Genomic DNA, 16,054 nt, shown 5'->3' with positions numbered 1-16,054 from the left:
GCTTGCTCACGGTCGAATCAGCTCGACGATGTCATTGACCTTGGGCTTTCCGGAGATCACTTCAGCCTCTGCGTAGTGGTCGTCGAACAGCCCGGTGATGCGCACCTGACCGACGGCTTCCCGGCGAAAGCGCGGCCCGATATCCCGGGGACCGGGGTTACGGCGCTTGTGCCGGATCACATCCAGCACCTGGTCGACCTGGGCTCCGTCGGCCTTGCCGACGCAGACCACCAGTGTGTCGTCCTGCGTCTCCAGAACCTGGCCGCGCATCAACACGTTGTGGCGGAACCCGCCTTCGCTCGCGGAAGCAGCCCCCGGCAGTGCGAAGGAGAAGGCAAAGGCGCCCGCCAGCGCCACCGCGGCGAACCAGCGATTGGGATTGGTGCGCGGGCCAGCAAAACAGGCGGCATGTGTGACGTTGTTCATTGTGTGGACTTGGACCGCCCAGAGTTTCATAGACACTCATCGGCCGCTTTGCGCGTAGCGCCTTTCGAACTCTACCGGTGAGACATCGCCAGCGGAACCATGCCGACGAACCGGGTTGTAGAACATCTCGATGTAGTCGAACACGTCCGAGGCCGCCGCGGCCCTGGTCGGGTAGATCCGCCGCTTGATCCGCTCCTTTTTCAGGACGCTGAAGAAGCTCTCGGCCACCGCGTTGTCGTGGCAGTTCCCGCGGCGGCTCATGCTCGGCACCATCCGGTGCACCTTCAGGAACGATTGCCAGTCGCTGCTGGTGAACTGGCTGCCCTGGTCGGAGTGCACCATGACGCCCGGTCCCGGCTTGCGCCGCCATGCCGCCGCCACCAGGGCCTGCAGCACCAGGTCGCTGGTCATCGTCGGCGCCGTGGCCCAACCCACGATCTGCCGCGAGTACAGGTCCATCACCGCCGCCAGGAACAGCCAGCCCTCGTAGGTGCGGATGTAGGTGATGTCGGTGACCCAGACCTTGTTCGGCGCGTCGGGGGCGAAGTCGCGGTTGAGCACGTTGTCGACCGCACCCACCGGGCCACCGCGATGTCGCGGCTTGCTCCCGTAGCCGACCTGCGCCCGCAGACCCTCGGCCTTCATCAGCCGCTGCACGCGGTGGCGGCTGCAGGTCTCGCCCGCTTCGCGCAGGTCAAGCGTGATCTTGCGGTGGCCATACACGCCACCGCTGGCCAGCCAGAAGTGCTTGATCAGCCCCAGCAGCCGCTGATCCTCGCGCTCACGCAGGCTGGCCGACTGCCGGACCCAGGCGTAGTAGCCGCTGCGGTGCACGCCCAGCACCCGGCACATCGCGACCAGTCGGAACTCGCCGATGTGCGCACGCATGAACGCGTACTTCGCCCTTACCCCTTGGCAAAGTACGCGGCGGCTTTTTTTAGAATGTCGCGCTCCTCGGTCACGCGCCGGAGCTCGGCCTTGAGGCGGCGTATCTCCGCCGAGTCGGTCCCCACCAACGCAGAGCCTGCGGCTGCCTTCCCGGCCTTCTTCGCCTTCTGCACCCAGTCGTACAGCGTGTGCTTGGGGATCCCGATCCGCGCGGCCACATCCGCCACCGTAAAGCCCCGCTCGAGCACCTGCTTCACCGCCTCCGCCCTGAACTCATCCGTGTATCGCTTGCTGCTCATGAACACCTCTGCTGTAGCCATGAATTATGGCCTGCGGGTGTCTACAAAAGGCTGGGCGGTCCAACTCCTTGAATGGATGTGAGGCGAAACAGCGAGACTGCGAGAGCACAAACGGATGGAACACGACGGTCGGCCTTCATCGGACTTCCCCCGCCGATCGGACAGGACCGCGCCGGCGTCGCGGTATGAAGGCCGGCACCTCCTGCATGTAGCTCACGTAGTCCTCGCCGAAGCGGCTCAGGCAATCTCTCTCCTCACGACGCGCGAGGCGGGCATAGGCCCACACCAGCACCGGATAGCTGGCGAGCGTGAGCAGCGTGGGCCACTGCAGGAGGAAACCAGTCAGTACGAGTACGAAGGCGACGTACTGCGGGTGACGCATGCGTGCATACACGCCCTGAACACATGCCGTGACGCGCACGGCAAGAACGCACAGCACTGCGCCGCACAGAGGCGTGCGGAGCAGTCAGCGTTCGGGCATCAGATCAGCAGGAGAGCCGCTGGATGGGCGGTGGGGCGGTGCCAGGCGGGCCTGGGTGGTGCATCCACCCATGCAGACGAAACCCCGGGACCGGCGTCTGCGGTCTGAGCGACCGCGAACCAGGAGAGCCACGCACCGACAATAAGCGGTGGCACCGGGGGGATGCGACTGCTGTCAGCCGAAATGCCCCCTTCGCTGCAATGTGCGGCACACAGCGCCGTGTCCGCTGAGGGAAGATCGGCGTCACAGCCGTGGTTGGGGTCGTGTTGGGCGTAAGCGTCAGCCGCGTCTGCGGTGGTCGCTCCCGGGAGATCCAGGCAACCGCCATGACCGGCCAGCGCGAACTGGGACCAGAGCAGCGCCGCCATCGCGAGGAGGGCGGCGCGCTGCAACCAGCTACGGTGACGACGGCGGATCATGGCTTGAGGTTACCTTTTGCTCGGTCAGATGCAACTGATCCAGATCAATCCCCCGGGCAGATCGGGTGACTGGACCGGTAGGCCGCTTTCGGTGTCGCCGAAACCGGAACCGACCCGGCCAGGCGAAGCGCGCGGGCCACAACCGACACCTAGCTCAGTCTCATGGCGAGCGCCGCAACCATCGGGCTCAGCGGGATCCCCGAGCGCGAGTAGAGCGCGTCGGCGGCGGCCGGAACCAGCTTCAGGCTGATCGCTCGTCCGGGTACCCAGCCTCACTGAGCGCTGAGAGGAACGCGCCCCCGTCCATGTCGCTATCGACCCTCACCTGACGCGTCGGTGGGTCGGTTTCGATGCGGGCTTGGGGGTCCACACTGAGCAGTGCCTTCTTGACGGACTTGGCGCAGCCGCCGCATGTCATGTTTGGAATGTGGAAACGAAGCATCTTGATCTCCTGATCGACTGTGGTGTCGGATCAATATGGGGTTTGACAGCGTGGCAAGGTCAATCGGCTATCAGCAGAATGTTTGCAAGCTGCTCACGGCTGGCCGACAACGGCGCCGAGAACTCTTGCGAATGCACGTCCGACCACGAATGAGTCATCTGACGCCGCGGTTACGCGAGGAGGCGGGCGTGTCGGCCCCAAACCGAGGCGTCCTATGTGGACCCTGCGAACGCGACTCCGCCGCTGTTGGCTCGGCCAGATCCGCAAGGATCGGGCATTCCGGTCGGTCATCCCCGTGGCAGTGGTCGGCCAGATGCTCGAGCGTTTGCACCATCGCCTGCAGCTCGGCGATTCTCGTCTTCAGTCCGGCGGCATGGGAAAGCGCCATCGCCTTGACGTCGGCGCTTGCGCGGTCACGGTCGCGCCACAAGACCAGCAGTTCTGCGATCTGTTCGACAGAGAAGCCAAGGTCTCGTGCGCGACGGATAAAGCGAAGGCTATAAGCGTCAGGCGTGCTGTAGTGTCGGTAGCCGGCCTCAGAGCGCGCAGCTTTGGGGATCAAGCCGATCTGTTCGTAGTAGCGGATCATCTTCGCCGACACGCCTGAAAACTTGGCTGCTTCACCGATATTCATCATTCTCTTTTCCTGGTCACCCAAGGATGCTTGGTTCGACACGCTAGGCCGGCGTCCGCCACATCGATCCTGTCTTGGTGTTCAGTCAGGCGGCACCGTGTCTTGGGATCAATGTTCGATTGCCTGGCGCGGATTGGGCAATGCCGCCCCGCTCTGGGGCATCCCCGTACGGGTTTCGATCGTTATGGGAGCCTGGAAGCGCTTGAGCCGCAGCGCGTTGCCGAGCACGAAGACACTGGAGAGGGCCATCGCGGCCGCAGCGAAGATCGGCGAAAGCAACATGCCGTTCACCGGGTAAAGCGCACCCGCCGCGACCGGGATCAGCAGGGCGTTATAGGCAAAAGCCCAGAACAGGTTCTGCTTGATGTTGCGGATCGTCGCTCGGCTGAGCGCGATGGCATTCGTCACGCCGCGCAGGTCGCCCGACATCAGCACCACGTCGGCAGCCTCGATCGCCACATCGGTTCCCGTGCCGATGGCGAGCCCGACGTCCGCTTCGGCCAGCGCCGGCGCGTCGTTGATGCCGTCGCCCACGAAGGCGACCCGCGCGCCATTGGTCCGGAACTTCTTCAGCGCCGAGACCTTGCCGTCGGGCAAGACCTCGGCCGCGACTTCATCGATGCCGAGCTGCCTGGCGATCGCCGCGGCCGTCGCGGCATTGTCGCCGGTGATCATCGCGACCTTGAGTCCCAGCGCACGCAACGCCTTGATCGCCTCGGGCGTGGTCTCCCTGATCGGGTCGGCCACCGCGATCACCGCCGCCAGCCGGCCGTCGATCGCGGCATAGAGCGGACTCTTGCCTTGGTCGCCGAGACGCTGGGCGACAGGCAGGAAGTCCGACACATCGATACCGATCTGCGTCATGAATCGGTCCGCGCCGACGGCGACGGTGCGACCGGCGACCTTGGCCGACACGCCGAAACCCGGCGTGGCCTCGAAGCCCCCGACGGGTGCGAGCGTGATGTCCCGCTGCTTGGAGGCGTCGACGATCGCTTCTGCGATCGGGTGCTCGGAGCGGGTCTCGACCGCGGCGACAAACGCCAGGACTTCGTTGTATTCGAAGCCTTCGGCAGGCACCAGGTCGGTCAGCTCCGGGCGCCCCTTGGTCAGCGTGCCGGTCTTGTCGAGCGCGATGACACTCACATCGCGCAGCGCCTGCAAGGCGTCGCCCTTGCGGAAGAGAACGCCGAGCTCGGCCGCGCGGCCCGTCCCGACCATGATCGAGGTCGGCGTGGCCAGCCCCATGGCACAGGGACAGGCGATGATGAGCACCGCGACCGCATTGACGAGCGCGAAGGACAGCGCGGGCTCCGGTCCGAAGGCCAGCCAAACAAGGAAGGTCAGCGCGGCCCCGGCCATCACTGCCGGGACGAACCACATGGTGACCTTGTCGACCAGCGCCTGGATCGGCAGCTTGGAACCCTGCGCTTCCTCGACCAGGCGGATGATCTGCGCGAGCACCGTGTTCGCGCCGGTCCTCGTCACGCGGAAACTGAAAGCGCCGGTCTTGTTGATCGTGCCTCCGACGACATCGGCGCCCACCCCCTTCGATACGGGGACCGGCTCGCCGGTGATCATGCTCTCGTCGACATAGGAGGCGCCCTCGACGACCTCGCCGTCCACCGGAATCTTCTCGCCCGGACGAACCAGCACGACGTCACCGGTCGCCACCTGATCGAGCGGAACTTCGACCGTATCGCCGTTGCGCTCGACGCGCGCGCTCTTGGCCTGGAGTCCGACCAAGCGCTTGATCGCCTGTGAGGTTCGCCCCTTGGCGCGCGCCTCCAGCGAGCGCCCGAGCAGGATCAGGGTCACGATGACCACGGCGGCCTCGAAATAGACGTTGGCGGTGCCCGGGGGCAGCACGTCGGGGACGAAGGTCGCGACGACTGAATAGCCGTACGCGGCCGCCGTGCCAACCGCGACCAGTGAATTCATGTCGGGGGCAGCGCGCAGCAACGCTGGTACGCCCTTGCGGAAGAAGCGTAGCCCCGGACCAAACAGCACGAGGGTGGCGAGCGCGAACTGGATATACCAGTTCGTCTGCTGACCCAGGACCCCCATCACCCAATGATGCATGGCGGGAATCAGGTGGGACCCCATCTCGAGGATGAAGACTGGCAAGGTGAGGACGGCGGCAATGGTCAAAGCCCGCCGCAGCCCCCGTGCCTCGCTCTCACGACGCTCGGCGTCATGATCGCCTGCACTTGCCGTATCGACGGACAAGCGGCGGGACTTGTAACCCGCCTGTTCGACCGCCGCTTCAAGGTCCGCCGTGGAAACGACCCCGGCAAGGTGGCGCACCCGCGCGCGCTCGGTCGCCAGGTTGACGTTGGCTTCGAGCACGCCCGGGATCTGTGCGAGCGCCTTTTCGACCCGGCCCACGCACGACGCGCAGGTCATGTCCTCGATCGCGAGCTCGGTGGTCTCTTCGCGCACCGTGTAGCCGGCACTCTCGATGGCGCGAACCGCAGCCCGCGGATCGGCCAGGCCAAAGAAGGTGAGGTCGGCACGTTCGGTGGCGAGATTGACCGCGGCCGCCTGCACTCCGGGGACCGCGTTCAGCGCCCGCTCGACGCGGCCAACGCAGGAGGCACAGGTCATGCCCTCGACTGGCAGGCTCAGGCGGGAGACGGCGGAGCTGGGTGGATTGGCGACCGGTCGGGTGGCGACGAAAGTCATGGAACTATCCCTGGAATATGCGCGGGAAGCCCAGCTTAAAGATTCCCACGATGGCAAGGTCAAGGCCCGGCAGCTCGCCAGGTCGCTACCGCGCAGCCAGCTCATGCACTGCCATCGTGCGGATGGCGATTGCGGCTGTTGAATCAGCTCGCTGGCCTCTGGACCGCTGTCTGTAAGACGATCGGTCGACCGAAACCGGCTCCGGTGATCAACGTCATGGACCGCGCGTTTCGAAGTTGGACAGCGCCGGCGGCACATTGTCGAGTGCCATCATGCGGCTGCCGGTCTCGGCGCCGGAGTTTGGCGAGTTCTGGAGCGAGGCCGGGCGGCATTTTTCTCGGACACCGGGCAGCAGATGGAGGCAGATCCTCGGCCTAGTCGAGACGGGATCTGATGCTCTCCATCTGGTCGATCTCGGAGCGCTGCGCTTTGGTGATGTCGTCACACAGCGCGAGCAGTTCGGCGTCACGCAGTCTGGCTTCCCGGCACATGAGGATCGCACCTGAGTGATGGGGGATCATCGAGTCGATGAACTGACGGTCATCTACAAGCACCTGCGCGCGCGTGGCGCCGAACGAGCCGAGCGTCACTGCGGCGAAGATTGCGTAAAGCGCCATGTTCAGGCCCTTCTTGGGGAACATGCCAGGCATTGTGGCGAGCATGAAGATCCCCATCGGAGCCCACATGGTCAGTGCCATGTAGAACATGTTCAGGTTGTTCCGGAAGTCGCGGACACCATCGATCATCGAAAACATGACGATGTACATCACCGCGAGACCGAGCACCATGTTGATCCAGAACAGCAGATAGGGACGCCCGCTGCCCTCGGCGTGCTTGTGATCTGTCCCTTGAACAGCGTGTGCCATGTTGCTTCTCCTAGTGTTTCCGGAACAGTGTCCCACCCGACGTCAACCATGCTGGAAAGCGTTGCACCGCGACAGTTACGGCAACGTGTGCGGTCGCACCTGGTTCTCGGGTGCGTCGGAGACGTACAGGCGGCACCAGTTAGGCCTGCCAGCGTGTGTGTCGTTGAAAGGTATGGTCAAGCGGGGCTGAGCGTCCCGAGCACTGAAACGACAATGAGGATCAGGATCGCCAGCGCAGCCTCGGCCGCAACGCTCTGCCGCAAGGCTCGCACCTCCTGCGAGGGATCTCCGCCGGCCAGCGCCCGTTCAAGGCGCGGCACCAGCGTCCATCGGTGCATTGCTCCCAGGCCCAGCATTCCGCCGAACAGGGCAAGTTTGAACAGCAACAGGTTTCCGTAGGTGCTCTGGACCAGCGTCGACAATGACCACGCGGTGAGATCACCGTAATGCGCGATGCCGGACACAATGAGCGCAGCAACGAAAATCGTTCCAAGCGTCGAGAATCCACGCAGGAAGTCATGCGTTGATCGCAGACGCCCGTTGCCCGCAGCGCCCTTGCCGCGCAGGAGCATTCCCAGGAACATCAGGACCGCTGCGATCCAGCCGCCTGCAGCGAGAAGATGGACGAGGCCCGCAAAGAGCCGGACCGCGCCTGCCACGCCCTCGCCAGCGGCGGCGTGGCCGTTCCATGCCAGCGAGGCGAGGGCGCCGCCCGCCAGCGTCGCCGCGAACGGGAAGGCGGCCTCCACCTTCCCGCGACGACGATGCCATCCGAGTACAAACACCATGGCGATCAGCAGCGCGCCTCTCGCCATGGCTGCGCGGCCTGCGGACGTATCAAACAGATACCAGCCGAGCGATTCGCGATCAACGTCGGCAATCGGCATTCCCATGATGCCGGCGGTCTTGAATACGACATCGGCCCCGGTGAGCACGAGCCCGACGGCGGCACTCACCAACAGAATGCCCATGAAGGGCCATCCGGCCAGGGCGTCGGCGAGTGCCGGTCGCCGCAAACCATACCAGCCGAACAGCGGAACCCCGAAAAGAACCATGAGAACCATGTATTCCAGGAATCTCAGTGCGTAGGCCGACAGGTCGAACATCCTCGACTCCTCAACGCACCGTGAAGCTGAAGCTGCCCGGCATGGGGTGGTTGTCACCTCCAACAGCGCGGTATTCCACCGTGTAGAGACCTGGAGCCAACGGACGAGGCAACTTGGCACGCAGGGTCTTGCCGTTGTTGACGATCTCGGTCGTGACGTTCTCGATCGGCATAGTGGAACTGCCGTGCTTCATGAGCAGGTTGAGACGCGACGCGCGCGGAATCAGCGTCTCGTTGAACACGAGATCGATCTGGCTTGGGGAGGCCACGACCGCATTTGCTGCCGGTGTGGACTGCTGTAACGCCGCGTGGGCGCGCGCGACCTGCAGCGAAAACTGCCCTGCCGCGATTGCGAGTACGAGCGCGAAAGAGCGAAGAACGCTTGAAGACTTCATATGGACCTCTTTGTGAACTGATGCAAAGCCCCGTTGGTGGGCGCCGAGCCTTGTGAAATCGGAGGTGAGGATCCCGCCATCGCAGGCGGGACCCTCGATGCATCAAGCTGCCATGGCGCTGCAGCTTTCCGCGCATCGACGACACGCTTCAGCGCAACGCGTCATCTCGGGGTCGTTCATGGCATCGCATGCATCCGCGCACTGGCGGCAGATCTCCGCGCAGGCACCGCAAATGACGTTATGAACGCTCGTACCGCGCAGCATCGCGTCAGCGCTGGTGGCACAGATATCGGCACACGTCGCCAGCAGGGCGATGTGTTCCGGTGCTGCGTGTGCACCTCCCTTGGTCAGGCAATAGTTGATGGTCTCCAGGCAGATCGCATGGCATTGCGTGCAGTTGTCGATGCACGTGTTCATGGCCTGGGACCGGTGGTCTTCGGAATGGTGAGTCATGTGGATCTCCTGCTTCATCGCGGACGAGAATCGGCGCGCCCGCTACACCGCCCCCTGATTCGCCGATGGCTCAGTGCTGCGCGAATGGTTCGGTGGTTCCGTCGTGATGGACCAGTTCGACCGTGTAGGGCTGCTGGCGCCCATCCGGGACTTCCATGCCCGGCGACCCGAGCGGCATTCCGGGCAGGACCAGGCCCCGTGCGTCCGGCCTTTCCTCAAGGAGGCGCTTGATGTCGGCGGCTGGAACATGGCCTTCGATCACGTATCCGGCGATCTCGGTGGTGTGGCAGGACCCCTTTGCGTAGGGCACACCCAGTCGCTCCTTCACTGGGCCCAGGTCATCCATGTCGTGCACGTCCAGCGCGAAGCCCGCTTTCTTCATGTGCTCGATCCAGGCACCGCAACATCCGCAGGTCGGGGTTTTATGGACGGTCATGCGTGGCAGGGCTGCTGGAGTCACGGCGGGTGTTCCCGGGACGACCTGTGCTGTCTGCGCGGTGGTGGATTGCGCAGGCGTACTGGCCTGCGTGCAAGCACCCAGGCCGGCGACCGCGAAAACCACCCACGTCAGTCGGTTCAATCCGTAAGCATTCATGTCGGTTCTGCGCTCAGCGCTTGGTCCGCGAGGACCAGTGGATGTGGACGATCCGCCAGCCGTCGGCGGTCTGCTTCAGCACCATTGTCTCGGTGCTCAGAACGGTCAGGGGCTTGCCGTCCTTCTGGGCGTGCAGCTCGCTTTCGGTTCCCACCCATGCGAACTCACCAGCGGTTCGTGCGCGCTGGCGCAGGAGTTGGCGATGGGCGTCCTTGAGGAACGCCGCGTCGCTGATGGCGTGGTGGCCCAGATATTCCTCGCGGCTGTGCTCGGCACCACCGGACTCGAGGATGAGGACGTCAGGAGCGAGCAGGGATCCGACCGTTGCCAGGTCTTCGCTGGACAGTGCGGTGTTGAACCGCTCTACCACGGCGACGGCGGCCGTGGCGGCGGCAGGAACATCCACGTTCGCCGCTGCCGCAGTGGCGGGGTGATGTGCATGCGCCTGGGTTGTCTGCGCCATAGCGGGCGACACAACGGCAAATGCCAGTGCGAGGGCGAGGGCGACGGGTGTTACGTTCATGCGTGAACTCCGAAATCAGTGGTGTGTGTGTCGCTGAAGAAACTTCAGCCAGCCTTGCGTACGCTGGCTCAATGCCAGTTCCTGTCAGAACCAGATGCGGACGCCCGCCACAATCCGGGTGTCGTCAACATCGCCTGATGCTGCGCGACGGAGGTCTGCGGTTCCGCCGTAAGCACGCTCCCAGACCACGCCGACATAGGGCGCGAACTGTCGATGGAACTCGTAGCGCAAGCGGAAACCGGCTTCGACCTTGCTCAGCCCACTGCCGATTCCCACCGCCGGATCGTCCTTGCTCCAGGCCTCGCCTTCGACCAGCCACTGGCCGATCAGCCGGTTGGTGAACAGCATTTCGTATTCGGCTTCCGCACCTACCCCGAGCTGACCGGACTCGCCTAGGTAGGCCGTCGCGGAGACTTCGAATTTGTACGGCGCAAGACCGATCACACCGAGCGCGGCATAGGTGCGCGACGGCCCGCCGCCGAAGGCGAAGTCATGGCGGACACCGGCGACTGCGTCCCACCATCGGGCGATCGCTCGGCCGTACAGCACTTCCACATCCGCCGACTCGGTGGATCCACCTGCACGCTCGCCCTCGCTGCGCAGCCAGAGCCGGTTCAAGTCGGAACCCACCCAGCCTTGTGCTTCCCAGGCCATGCCGGTGCCGTCCTCGTCCGCGTCCCACGCCTCTAGCCGGTCAAGCGCCCAGTAGGAATTGATCGATTCACCATGCATCAGGTGCTCGTCGAGGTCCGGGAACGCCGCAGCCCGATCTGTCGGCGTGACAACCGGGATTGGCTCGCGCGGCTCGGCCGTCGGCGGCAGGTCCTCGCTGACACCAGGTTGATGGCCCATGGAAGCGTGATCCATGCCCGAGTGATCCATGCCGGAGTGATCCATCCCGGAGTGATCCATCCCGGAGTGATCCATCCCGGAGTGATCCATCGTGGAGTGATCCATCGTGGAGTGATCCATCGTGGAGTGATCCATCGTGGAGTGGTCCATCGTGGAGTGGTCCATCCCGGTGTGTTCGCTGTCGGCAGGATTCGCAGCTCCGTGCCGCATGTTCCCGTGGTTCATCGTCCCGTGATCGTCGGAACTCTTGTCCGGTGAAGTCGGTAGATGGCCGGCGTGCGAATCCGCGGGCCTTGGCGACGATGGTGACGCAGCCGGCTTGGCTGCCGGATGGTGTGCGGCGTGGTCCGTCTCCTGCGCCCACGCCGGGGCGCAACCAGTTGCAAGAACGAGTACGGACGTCAGGCCGATGGCTAGGGAGTGACGATTGGAACGGCTCATGGCGTTCATTCCTCCACCCGCACTTCGCGGAACATGCCGGCTTCCATGTGGTAAAGCAGGTGGCAATGGAACGCCCAGCGACCCAGCGCGTCGGCGCGCACGCGAAAGGCCCGCTTCGTACCAGGCGGCATGTCGATGGTGTGCTTGCGCACCATGAAGTTGCCGGACTCGTCCTCGAGGTCGCTCCACATGCCGTGCAGATGGATCGGGTGCGACATCATCGTGTCGTTGACCAAGACGACTCGCATGCGCTCGCCGTACTTCAGACGCAGGGGTTCGGCGTCAGCGAACTTCACTCCGTTGAACGACCAGGCGAAACGCTCCATGTGCCCGGTCAGGTGCAGCTCGACCGTGCGACCGGGCTCACGCCCGTCCGGGTCGCTGAACGTGCTGCGCAGGTCGGAGTAGGTCAGCACGCGGCGGCCGTTGTCGCGTAAGCCGATGCCCGGGTCATCCAGCCTGGGCGCGGGCGCCATCGTCTGCATGTCGACCAGGGGGTTGCCGGTTTCGGTGGCAGGGTGTTCCTGCATGCCGCCGGCACCGTGGTCCATCCCGGCCATGCTCCCGCCGGTGCCATGATCCATGTCGGCCATGCTTCCGCCGGCCATTGCGCCTCCAGCCATCGCCGACATGTCGTGACCGCTGTGATTCATGCCGCCGGTTGCACCACCGGCCATTGCGCTGTGAGACATCGAAGACATGTCATGGCCGCCGCCACCCATTCCGCCGTGGCCCATGTCGTCCATGGTGAGAATCGGCTTGGGATCGACGTTGGGCACGGGAGCCCGCAGCCCTTGCCTGACGGCGAGCGTGCCGCTGATGTAGCCGGTACGGCCACTGTCCTGGGCAAAGATGGTGAACGCATCCTGCCCGGTCGGTTCGACAATGACGTCGAAGGTCTCGGCGGTGGCGATGCGGAATTCGTCGACCGTGACCGGATGCACGTACTGGCCATCGGCTGCGACCACGGTCATCTTCAGGCCCGGGATGCGCACGTCGAAGTAGGTCATCGCGGACCCGTTGATGAAGCGCAGGCGTACCTTCTCGCCGGACCGGAACAGTCCGGTCCAGTTGCCGAGCGAGGTCGTGCCGTTCAACAGGTAGGTGTAGGTGTTGCCGTTGACGTCCGACAGGTCGGTCGGTGTCATCCGCATCTGGCCCCACATCTTGCGATCTTCGACCGTGGCGGCCAGGCCGTGCTGTTTCACGTCGGCGAAGAAGTCGCCCACGGTCTGCTTGGAGAAGTTGTCGAAATCCGACCGCTTCTTGAGCCGGGCGAACAGACGCTGCGGATCCAGGTCGGTCCAGTCGCTGAGCATGACCACGTAATCGCGGTCATAGGCGAAGGGCTCGGGCTCGAGTGGCTCGATCACCAGCGGCCCGTAGAGGCCGGCCTGCTCCTGGAAACCGGAGTGGCTGTGGTACCAGTAGGTGCCGCCCTGTACGACGTTGAAGCGGTACTGGTAAGTCTCGCCGCGGTCGATGCCGTCGAAGCTGAGTCCCGGCACGCCGTCCATGTTGGCTGGCAGCAGGATGCCGTGCCAGTGGATCGATGCCTGGTGGCCATGGATGGAGCCTGGCGGCAAGGCATTGCGGACCCGCAGGTTGACGGTAGTGCCCTCGCGCCAGCGCAGCAGCGGTGCAGGAATCGAGCCGTTGACCGTGATGGCAGGACGCGTGGCGCCGGTGAAGTTCATCGGCGTCTCGCCGATGGTCAGGTCGAACTCGGTGCCAGAAAGTACGTTGGGCACGCCTTCAGCCTTGACGGCCCAGCTGGTGCGCGGCCAGAAGCCAAGCGCCGCGGCGGCGCCTCCGGCGGCAAGTCCTTGAACAAAGAGGCGGCGCGACGGGGAAGACAGCCCTCCGGCACGGCCGAAAGAATCGGATGACATGGGAACTCCGGGAAAGGTCGAGGGCTCGCGAAGCGAGCGTGACCCTGTCGGTGCGGACAACGCGGACAGGGTCCATCGGCGCCTCAAAGGCGCTCAGCGACACTTAGCCGATCGGAGGTCGGAAGTGATTGGTCAGGGCCGCGGACGCGTGCACCGACAGAAACGGTTCAGCGATCTGCCGGTAAAGAACTTCCACGACGGGAGACGCCGACCCTGCGAAGGCCGCGAAGCAATGGTGCATGCACGCACAGCAACTGTCCGTCTCACAGCAGTCGTCCCACGGCGATACCGCTCCGGCCTCGTCAGTGGCCTGGGGGTGATGGTGTTCATTGGCCCCCGTAGCAGCCGCTGCTCCTCCATGGCAGGCCGCCATGGCCTCGGCTGCTGTCGGTGCCGAGGTGACGTCACCGGCGGAGTCGCGCACGTGCTCCATGTGCATGGACGCGCCAGCGATGCCCGGACCGTTGGCGAGCAAGGCAACGACCAGGAACAATCGCATCAGGAGCGCGCGGAAAGTCATGCGCCTTAGTATACGTGCGGATATAAACTCCGGATGAATACAGTGACAACGCACGGGGGATCGAGCCGCGGGTCTTCGTCGCCTGCCTGACCCAACGTCGCCTCCCGCTTTTCGGCTACAGGGCCATGTCTTCGTAGCTGCGGGGATCGGAGACCGGTTCCAGGTGCCCGGTCACGCGCATGGCGGGAAACTCCGCCACGATCTTCTCCACCAGGTCTTCCATGGCGTCATGCCCGCGCAGCACCTTCCAGTCGCCGGGCACCAGCATGTGCATCTCCATGAACTGGCGGGCCCCGGACTCGCGCGTGCGCACGGCGTGGAATTCGATCCGGCCCGGTTCGGCGTGCGCGTCCAGGATGGCCTGGATTCGGGCGTTGTCCTCGGGGGACAGGGTCGCGTCCATCAGGCCGGAGGCGGATTCGGACATCAGCCGGTAGCCGACAACCAGGATGTTCACGCCCACCAGGATCGCGATCACCGGATCCAGCCAGTTCCAGCCTGTCAGCCACGCCAACCCCAGGCCCACCACGACCCCGACCGAGGTGTACACGTCGGCCATCAGGTGCTTGCCGTCGGCGCGCAGGGTGATGGAGCGGTGGCGCGTGCCGACCTTGATCAGGATCCGCCCGACGATGCCGTTGAGGACGGCGGCCATGATCGAAACGGCGAGGCCGATGCCGAGCGATCCCAGCGGCCGGGGGTTGAGCAGGCGATCGATGCCCAGGTAGATGATCGAGGCCGCGGAGACGAAGATCATGATCCCTTCAGCGCGGCGGAGAAATACTCCGCCTTGCTGTGGCCGAAGTGGTGGTCGTCGTCGGCCGGCCGGGCGGCGATGGTCAGCGAGACCAGGGCGACGATGGCGGCCACCAGGTTGACCATCGATTCGGCGGCGTCCGACAGCAGGCCCACCGAGCCGGTGATCGCCCAGGCGCTGCCCTTGAGCAGCACCGTCAGCACCGCGGTCACGATGGCCAGCCAGGCGTATTTCTTCAGGTCCGGCGTGGCTTCGGCCGGTCCGTCGCGGGGTTTCATGGCGACCATTGTCTGCTGTGCGCGCGGGTCCGGCCAGCCGAAGCCTGTCGCCTCACGATCACCAGGGTCGCCCGGAATCTCCACGTGGCCCGTACGTACACGTTGTCATTGCGGCGCGCGCCGAGCGATTTCCTCGCGCGGCGGAGGATGCCCCCGTTGGTCATGGTCTACCACACCCACCGCATCCCGAGCAGTTCGTCGCTGACCTGAAATCGCTCAGCAACAGCTAGCCGTTGGGGCGCCGAGTAAACGATACCGGCGCCGTGATCGTAGGCCGCTTTGGCCGGAAGCGAACATCGATAGGGCAGGGGATTAGATCGATTTATCGCGAGTACGCGAAGCCAGGCAGCAGCCCAAGCGGAACGGGCGGACGCGTCGGTATGGTTGGAGTAGGATCGGCTTCGCGGCGGGACACCGACGTGACCGGCGCGCTAACGACATCAAAGGGATTTCTCGATAATGACATTTAGGGTCGTCGAGTCGTACTCGGCTGCAAGCGCCGGTAACGAGGTACTGCTGGTACGAGACACGAGCCTGATCGCAAAACGCATCGGCCCGATCTACGGCAAGCTGGTCGCCAGTCCCGAATACATGCGGCGTCACGGCGCGCCAGAAACGCCCGATGAAATTCTGGCACACGAGGCACTCATGCTCGGCACCGAGGCCTGGCAGTTTCAGGACTAGGCGACGACAGTCACCATCCGCCCACAAGGTCGCTTCAAAGCCGACAGTTGCGCCGCACTCGCGGCGGCCGCCGTGGCCGGCGTGGGCATCGCGTATTTGCCCGACTTCCTGAGCCAACCGCATCTCGACAGCGGCGCTTTGATTCCGATCATGACGCGCTTCCCACCCGCGGAAGCAGGGCTCTACGTGATTCGCTCGCCCAGTCGGCATCCCGCGCGAAAGGTGCGAGTGCTGGCGGAGCTACTGTCGGAAGCATTTGGCGAGGACTCCGCACGAGGAGGAACCCCGGGGGAGGGGCGATCCCGGCGGCCGACCGGAAATAGTTCACAAGGGGGCTGGCGCAAAAAGGAGATTGGCCGGAACGCGCCGCCAACTTTGGTAAAATTCGTGCCAAACAAGCGCAATCCCTAGTAACGCATCCG

Annotated in this window: 16 protein-coding genes and 1 pseudogene; 1 reads left to right on the top strand and 16 read right to left on the bottom strand. The window is 64.7% G+C overall.

Annotated elements, in window-relative coordinates; translation table 11 throughout:
- Nucleotides 1–6: 6 nt before the first annotated feature.
- The 16 genes and pseudogenes from LG380_RS04375 to LG380_RS04300 form a co-directional block, all read right to left on the bottom strand.
- Nucleotides 7–426: a hypothetical protein gene (locus LG380_RS04375; RefSeq protein ID WP_225763772.1), complete on the bottom strand. Its 420-nt coding sequence runs from the start codon at nucleotides 424–426 to the stop codon at nucleotides 7–9.
- Nucleotides 427–462: 36 nt separating this feature from the next.
- Nucleotides 463–1,613, bottom strand: a protein-coding gene (locus LG380_RS04370; RefSeq protein ID WP_225766445.1) for an IS3 family transposase whose coding sequence is annotated in 2 segments (ribosomal slippage) — nucleotides 463–1,367 and nucleotides 1,367–1,613 — 1,152 coding nt in all. Because the reading frame shifts where the segments join, the coding sequence is not laid out codon by codon here.
- Nucleotides 1,614–1,749: 136 nt separating this feature from the next.
- Entirely contained in the window at nucleotides 1,750–2,007 is a 258-nt protein-coding gene (locus tag LG380_RS04365) for a hypothetical protein (RefSeq protein ID WP_225763771.1), read from the bottom strand.
- 747 nt (nucleotides 2,008–2,754) lie between these two features.
- Nucleotides 2,755–2,955, bottom strand: a complete 201-nt coding sequence (locus LG380_RS04360) for a heavy-metal-associated domain-containing protein (protein ID WP_100322961.1) — start codon at nucleotides 2,953–2,955, stop codon at nucleotides 2,755–2,757.
- A gap of 154 nt (nucleotides 2,956–3,109) precedes the next feature.
- On the bottom strand, nucleotides 3,110–3,589 hold the full coding sequence (cueR, locus tag LG380_RS04355) for a Cu(I)-responsive transcriptional regulator (RefSeq protein ID WP_133321319.1): 480 nt from the start codon (nucleotides 3,587–3,589) through the stop codon (nucleotides 3,110–3,112).
- Between the two features lie 108 nt (nucleotides 3,590–3,697).
- The gene (locus LG380_RS04350; protein WP_225763770.1) at nucleotides 3,698–6,271 is read right to left on the bottom strand and encodes a heavy metal translocating P-type ATPase; all 2,574 of its coding nucleotides are present in this window, start codon (nucleotides 6,269–6,271) and stop codon (nucleotides 3,698–3,700) included.
- 374 nt (nucleotides 6,272–6,645) lie between these two features.
- Entirely contained in the window at nucleotides 6,646–7,137 is a 492-nt protein-coding gene (locus LG380_RS04345; RefSeq protein ID WP_141480889.1) for a DUF305 domain-containing protein, read from the bottom strand.
- A 176-nt stretch (nucleotides 7,138–7,313) separates the two neighbouring features.
- Nucleotides 7,314–8,243, bottom strand: a complete 930-nt coding sequence (copD, locus tag LG380_RS04340) for a copper homeostasis membrane protein CopD (protein ID WP_225763769.1) — start codon at nucleotides 8,241–8,243, stop codon at nucleotides 7,314–7,316.
- A gap of 10 nt (nucleotides 8,244–8,253) precedes the next feature.
- Entirely contained in the window at nucleotides 8,254–8,637 is a 384-nt protein-coding gene (copC, locus tag LG380_RS04335; protein WP_225763768.1) for a copper homeostasis periplasmic binding protein CopC, read from the bottom strand.
- Between the two features lie 102 nt (nucleotides 8,638–8,739).
- Nucleotides 8,740–9,108, bottom strand: a complete 369-nt coding sequence (locus LG380_RS04330) for a four-helix bundle copper-binding protein (RefSeq protein WP_223675299.1) — start codon at nucleotides 9,106–9,108, stop codon at nucleotides 8,740–8,742.
- Nucleotides 9,109–9,160: 52 nt separating this feature from the next.
- Nucleotides 9,161–9,685 carry a DUF411 domain-containing protein gene (locus tag LG380_RS04325; protein ID WP_223675297.1) on the bottom strand — a complete coding sequence of 175 codons (525 nt, stop codon included), beginning with the start codon at nucleotides 9,683–9,685 and terminating at the stop codon, nucleotides 9,161–9,163.
- A 13-nt stretch (nucleotides 9,686–9,698) separates the two neighbouring features.
- Entirely contained in the window at nucleotides 9,699–10,208 is a 510-nt protein-coding gene (locus LG380_RS04320) for a nuclear transport factor 2 family protein (RefSeq protein WP_225763767.1), read from the bottom strand.
- A gap of 84 nt (nucleotides 10,209–10,292) precedes the next feature.
- Nucleotides 10,293–11,501, bottom strand: a complete 1,209-nt coding sequence (locus tag LG380_RS04315; protein ID WP_225763766.1) for a copper resistance protein B — start codon at nucleotides 11,499–11,501, stop codon at nucleotides 10,293–10,295.
- Between the two features lie 5 nt (nucleotides 11,502–11,506).
- Complete coding sequence (locus LG380_RS04310) at nucleotides 11,507–13,393, bottom strand: copper resistance system multicopper oxidase (protein WP_225763765.1); 1,887 nt, start codon at nucleotides 13,391–13,393, stop codon at nucleotides 11,507–11,509.
- 103 nt (nucleotides 13,394–13,496) lie between these two features.
- On the bottom strand, nucleotides 13,497–13,913 hold the full coding sequence (locus LG380_RS04305) for a CopL family metal-binding regulatory protein (protein WP_225763764.1): 417 nt from the start codon (nucleotides 13,911–13,913) through the stop codon (nucleotides 13,497–13,499).
- A 115-nt stretch (nucleotides 13,914–14,028) separates the two neighbouring features.
- Nucleotides 14,029–14,948: pseudogene (locus tag LG380_RS04300) on the bottom strand (cation diffusion facilitator family transporter).
- 459 nt (nucleotides 14,949–15,407) lie between these two features.
- Here LG380_RS04300 and LG380_RS04295 point away from each other — a divergent pair.
- Nucleotides 15,408–15,632, top strand: a complete 225-nt coding sequence (locus LG380_RS04295) for a hypothetical protein (protein ID WP_225763763.1) — start codon at nucleotides 15,408–15,410, stop codon at nucleotides 15,630–15,632.
- Nucleotides 15,633–16,054: the final 422 nt, after the last annotated feature.

Origin of the sequence: Stenotrophomonas sp. Marseille-Q4652, assembly GCF_916618915.1 — a bacterium.
In the GTDB taxonomy this organism is placed as follows: domain Bacteria; phylum Pseudomonadota; class Gammaproteobacteria; order Xanthomonadales; family Xanthomonadaceae; genus Stenotrophomonas.
The sequence above is the reverse complement of the archived record's forward strand: the minus strand, read 5'-3'. Positions and strand labels throughout refer to the sequence as shown.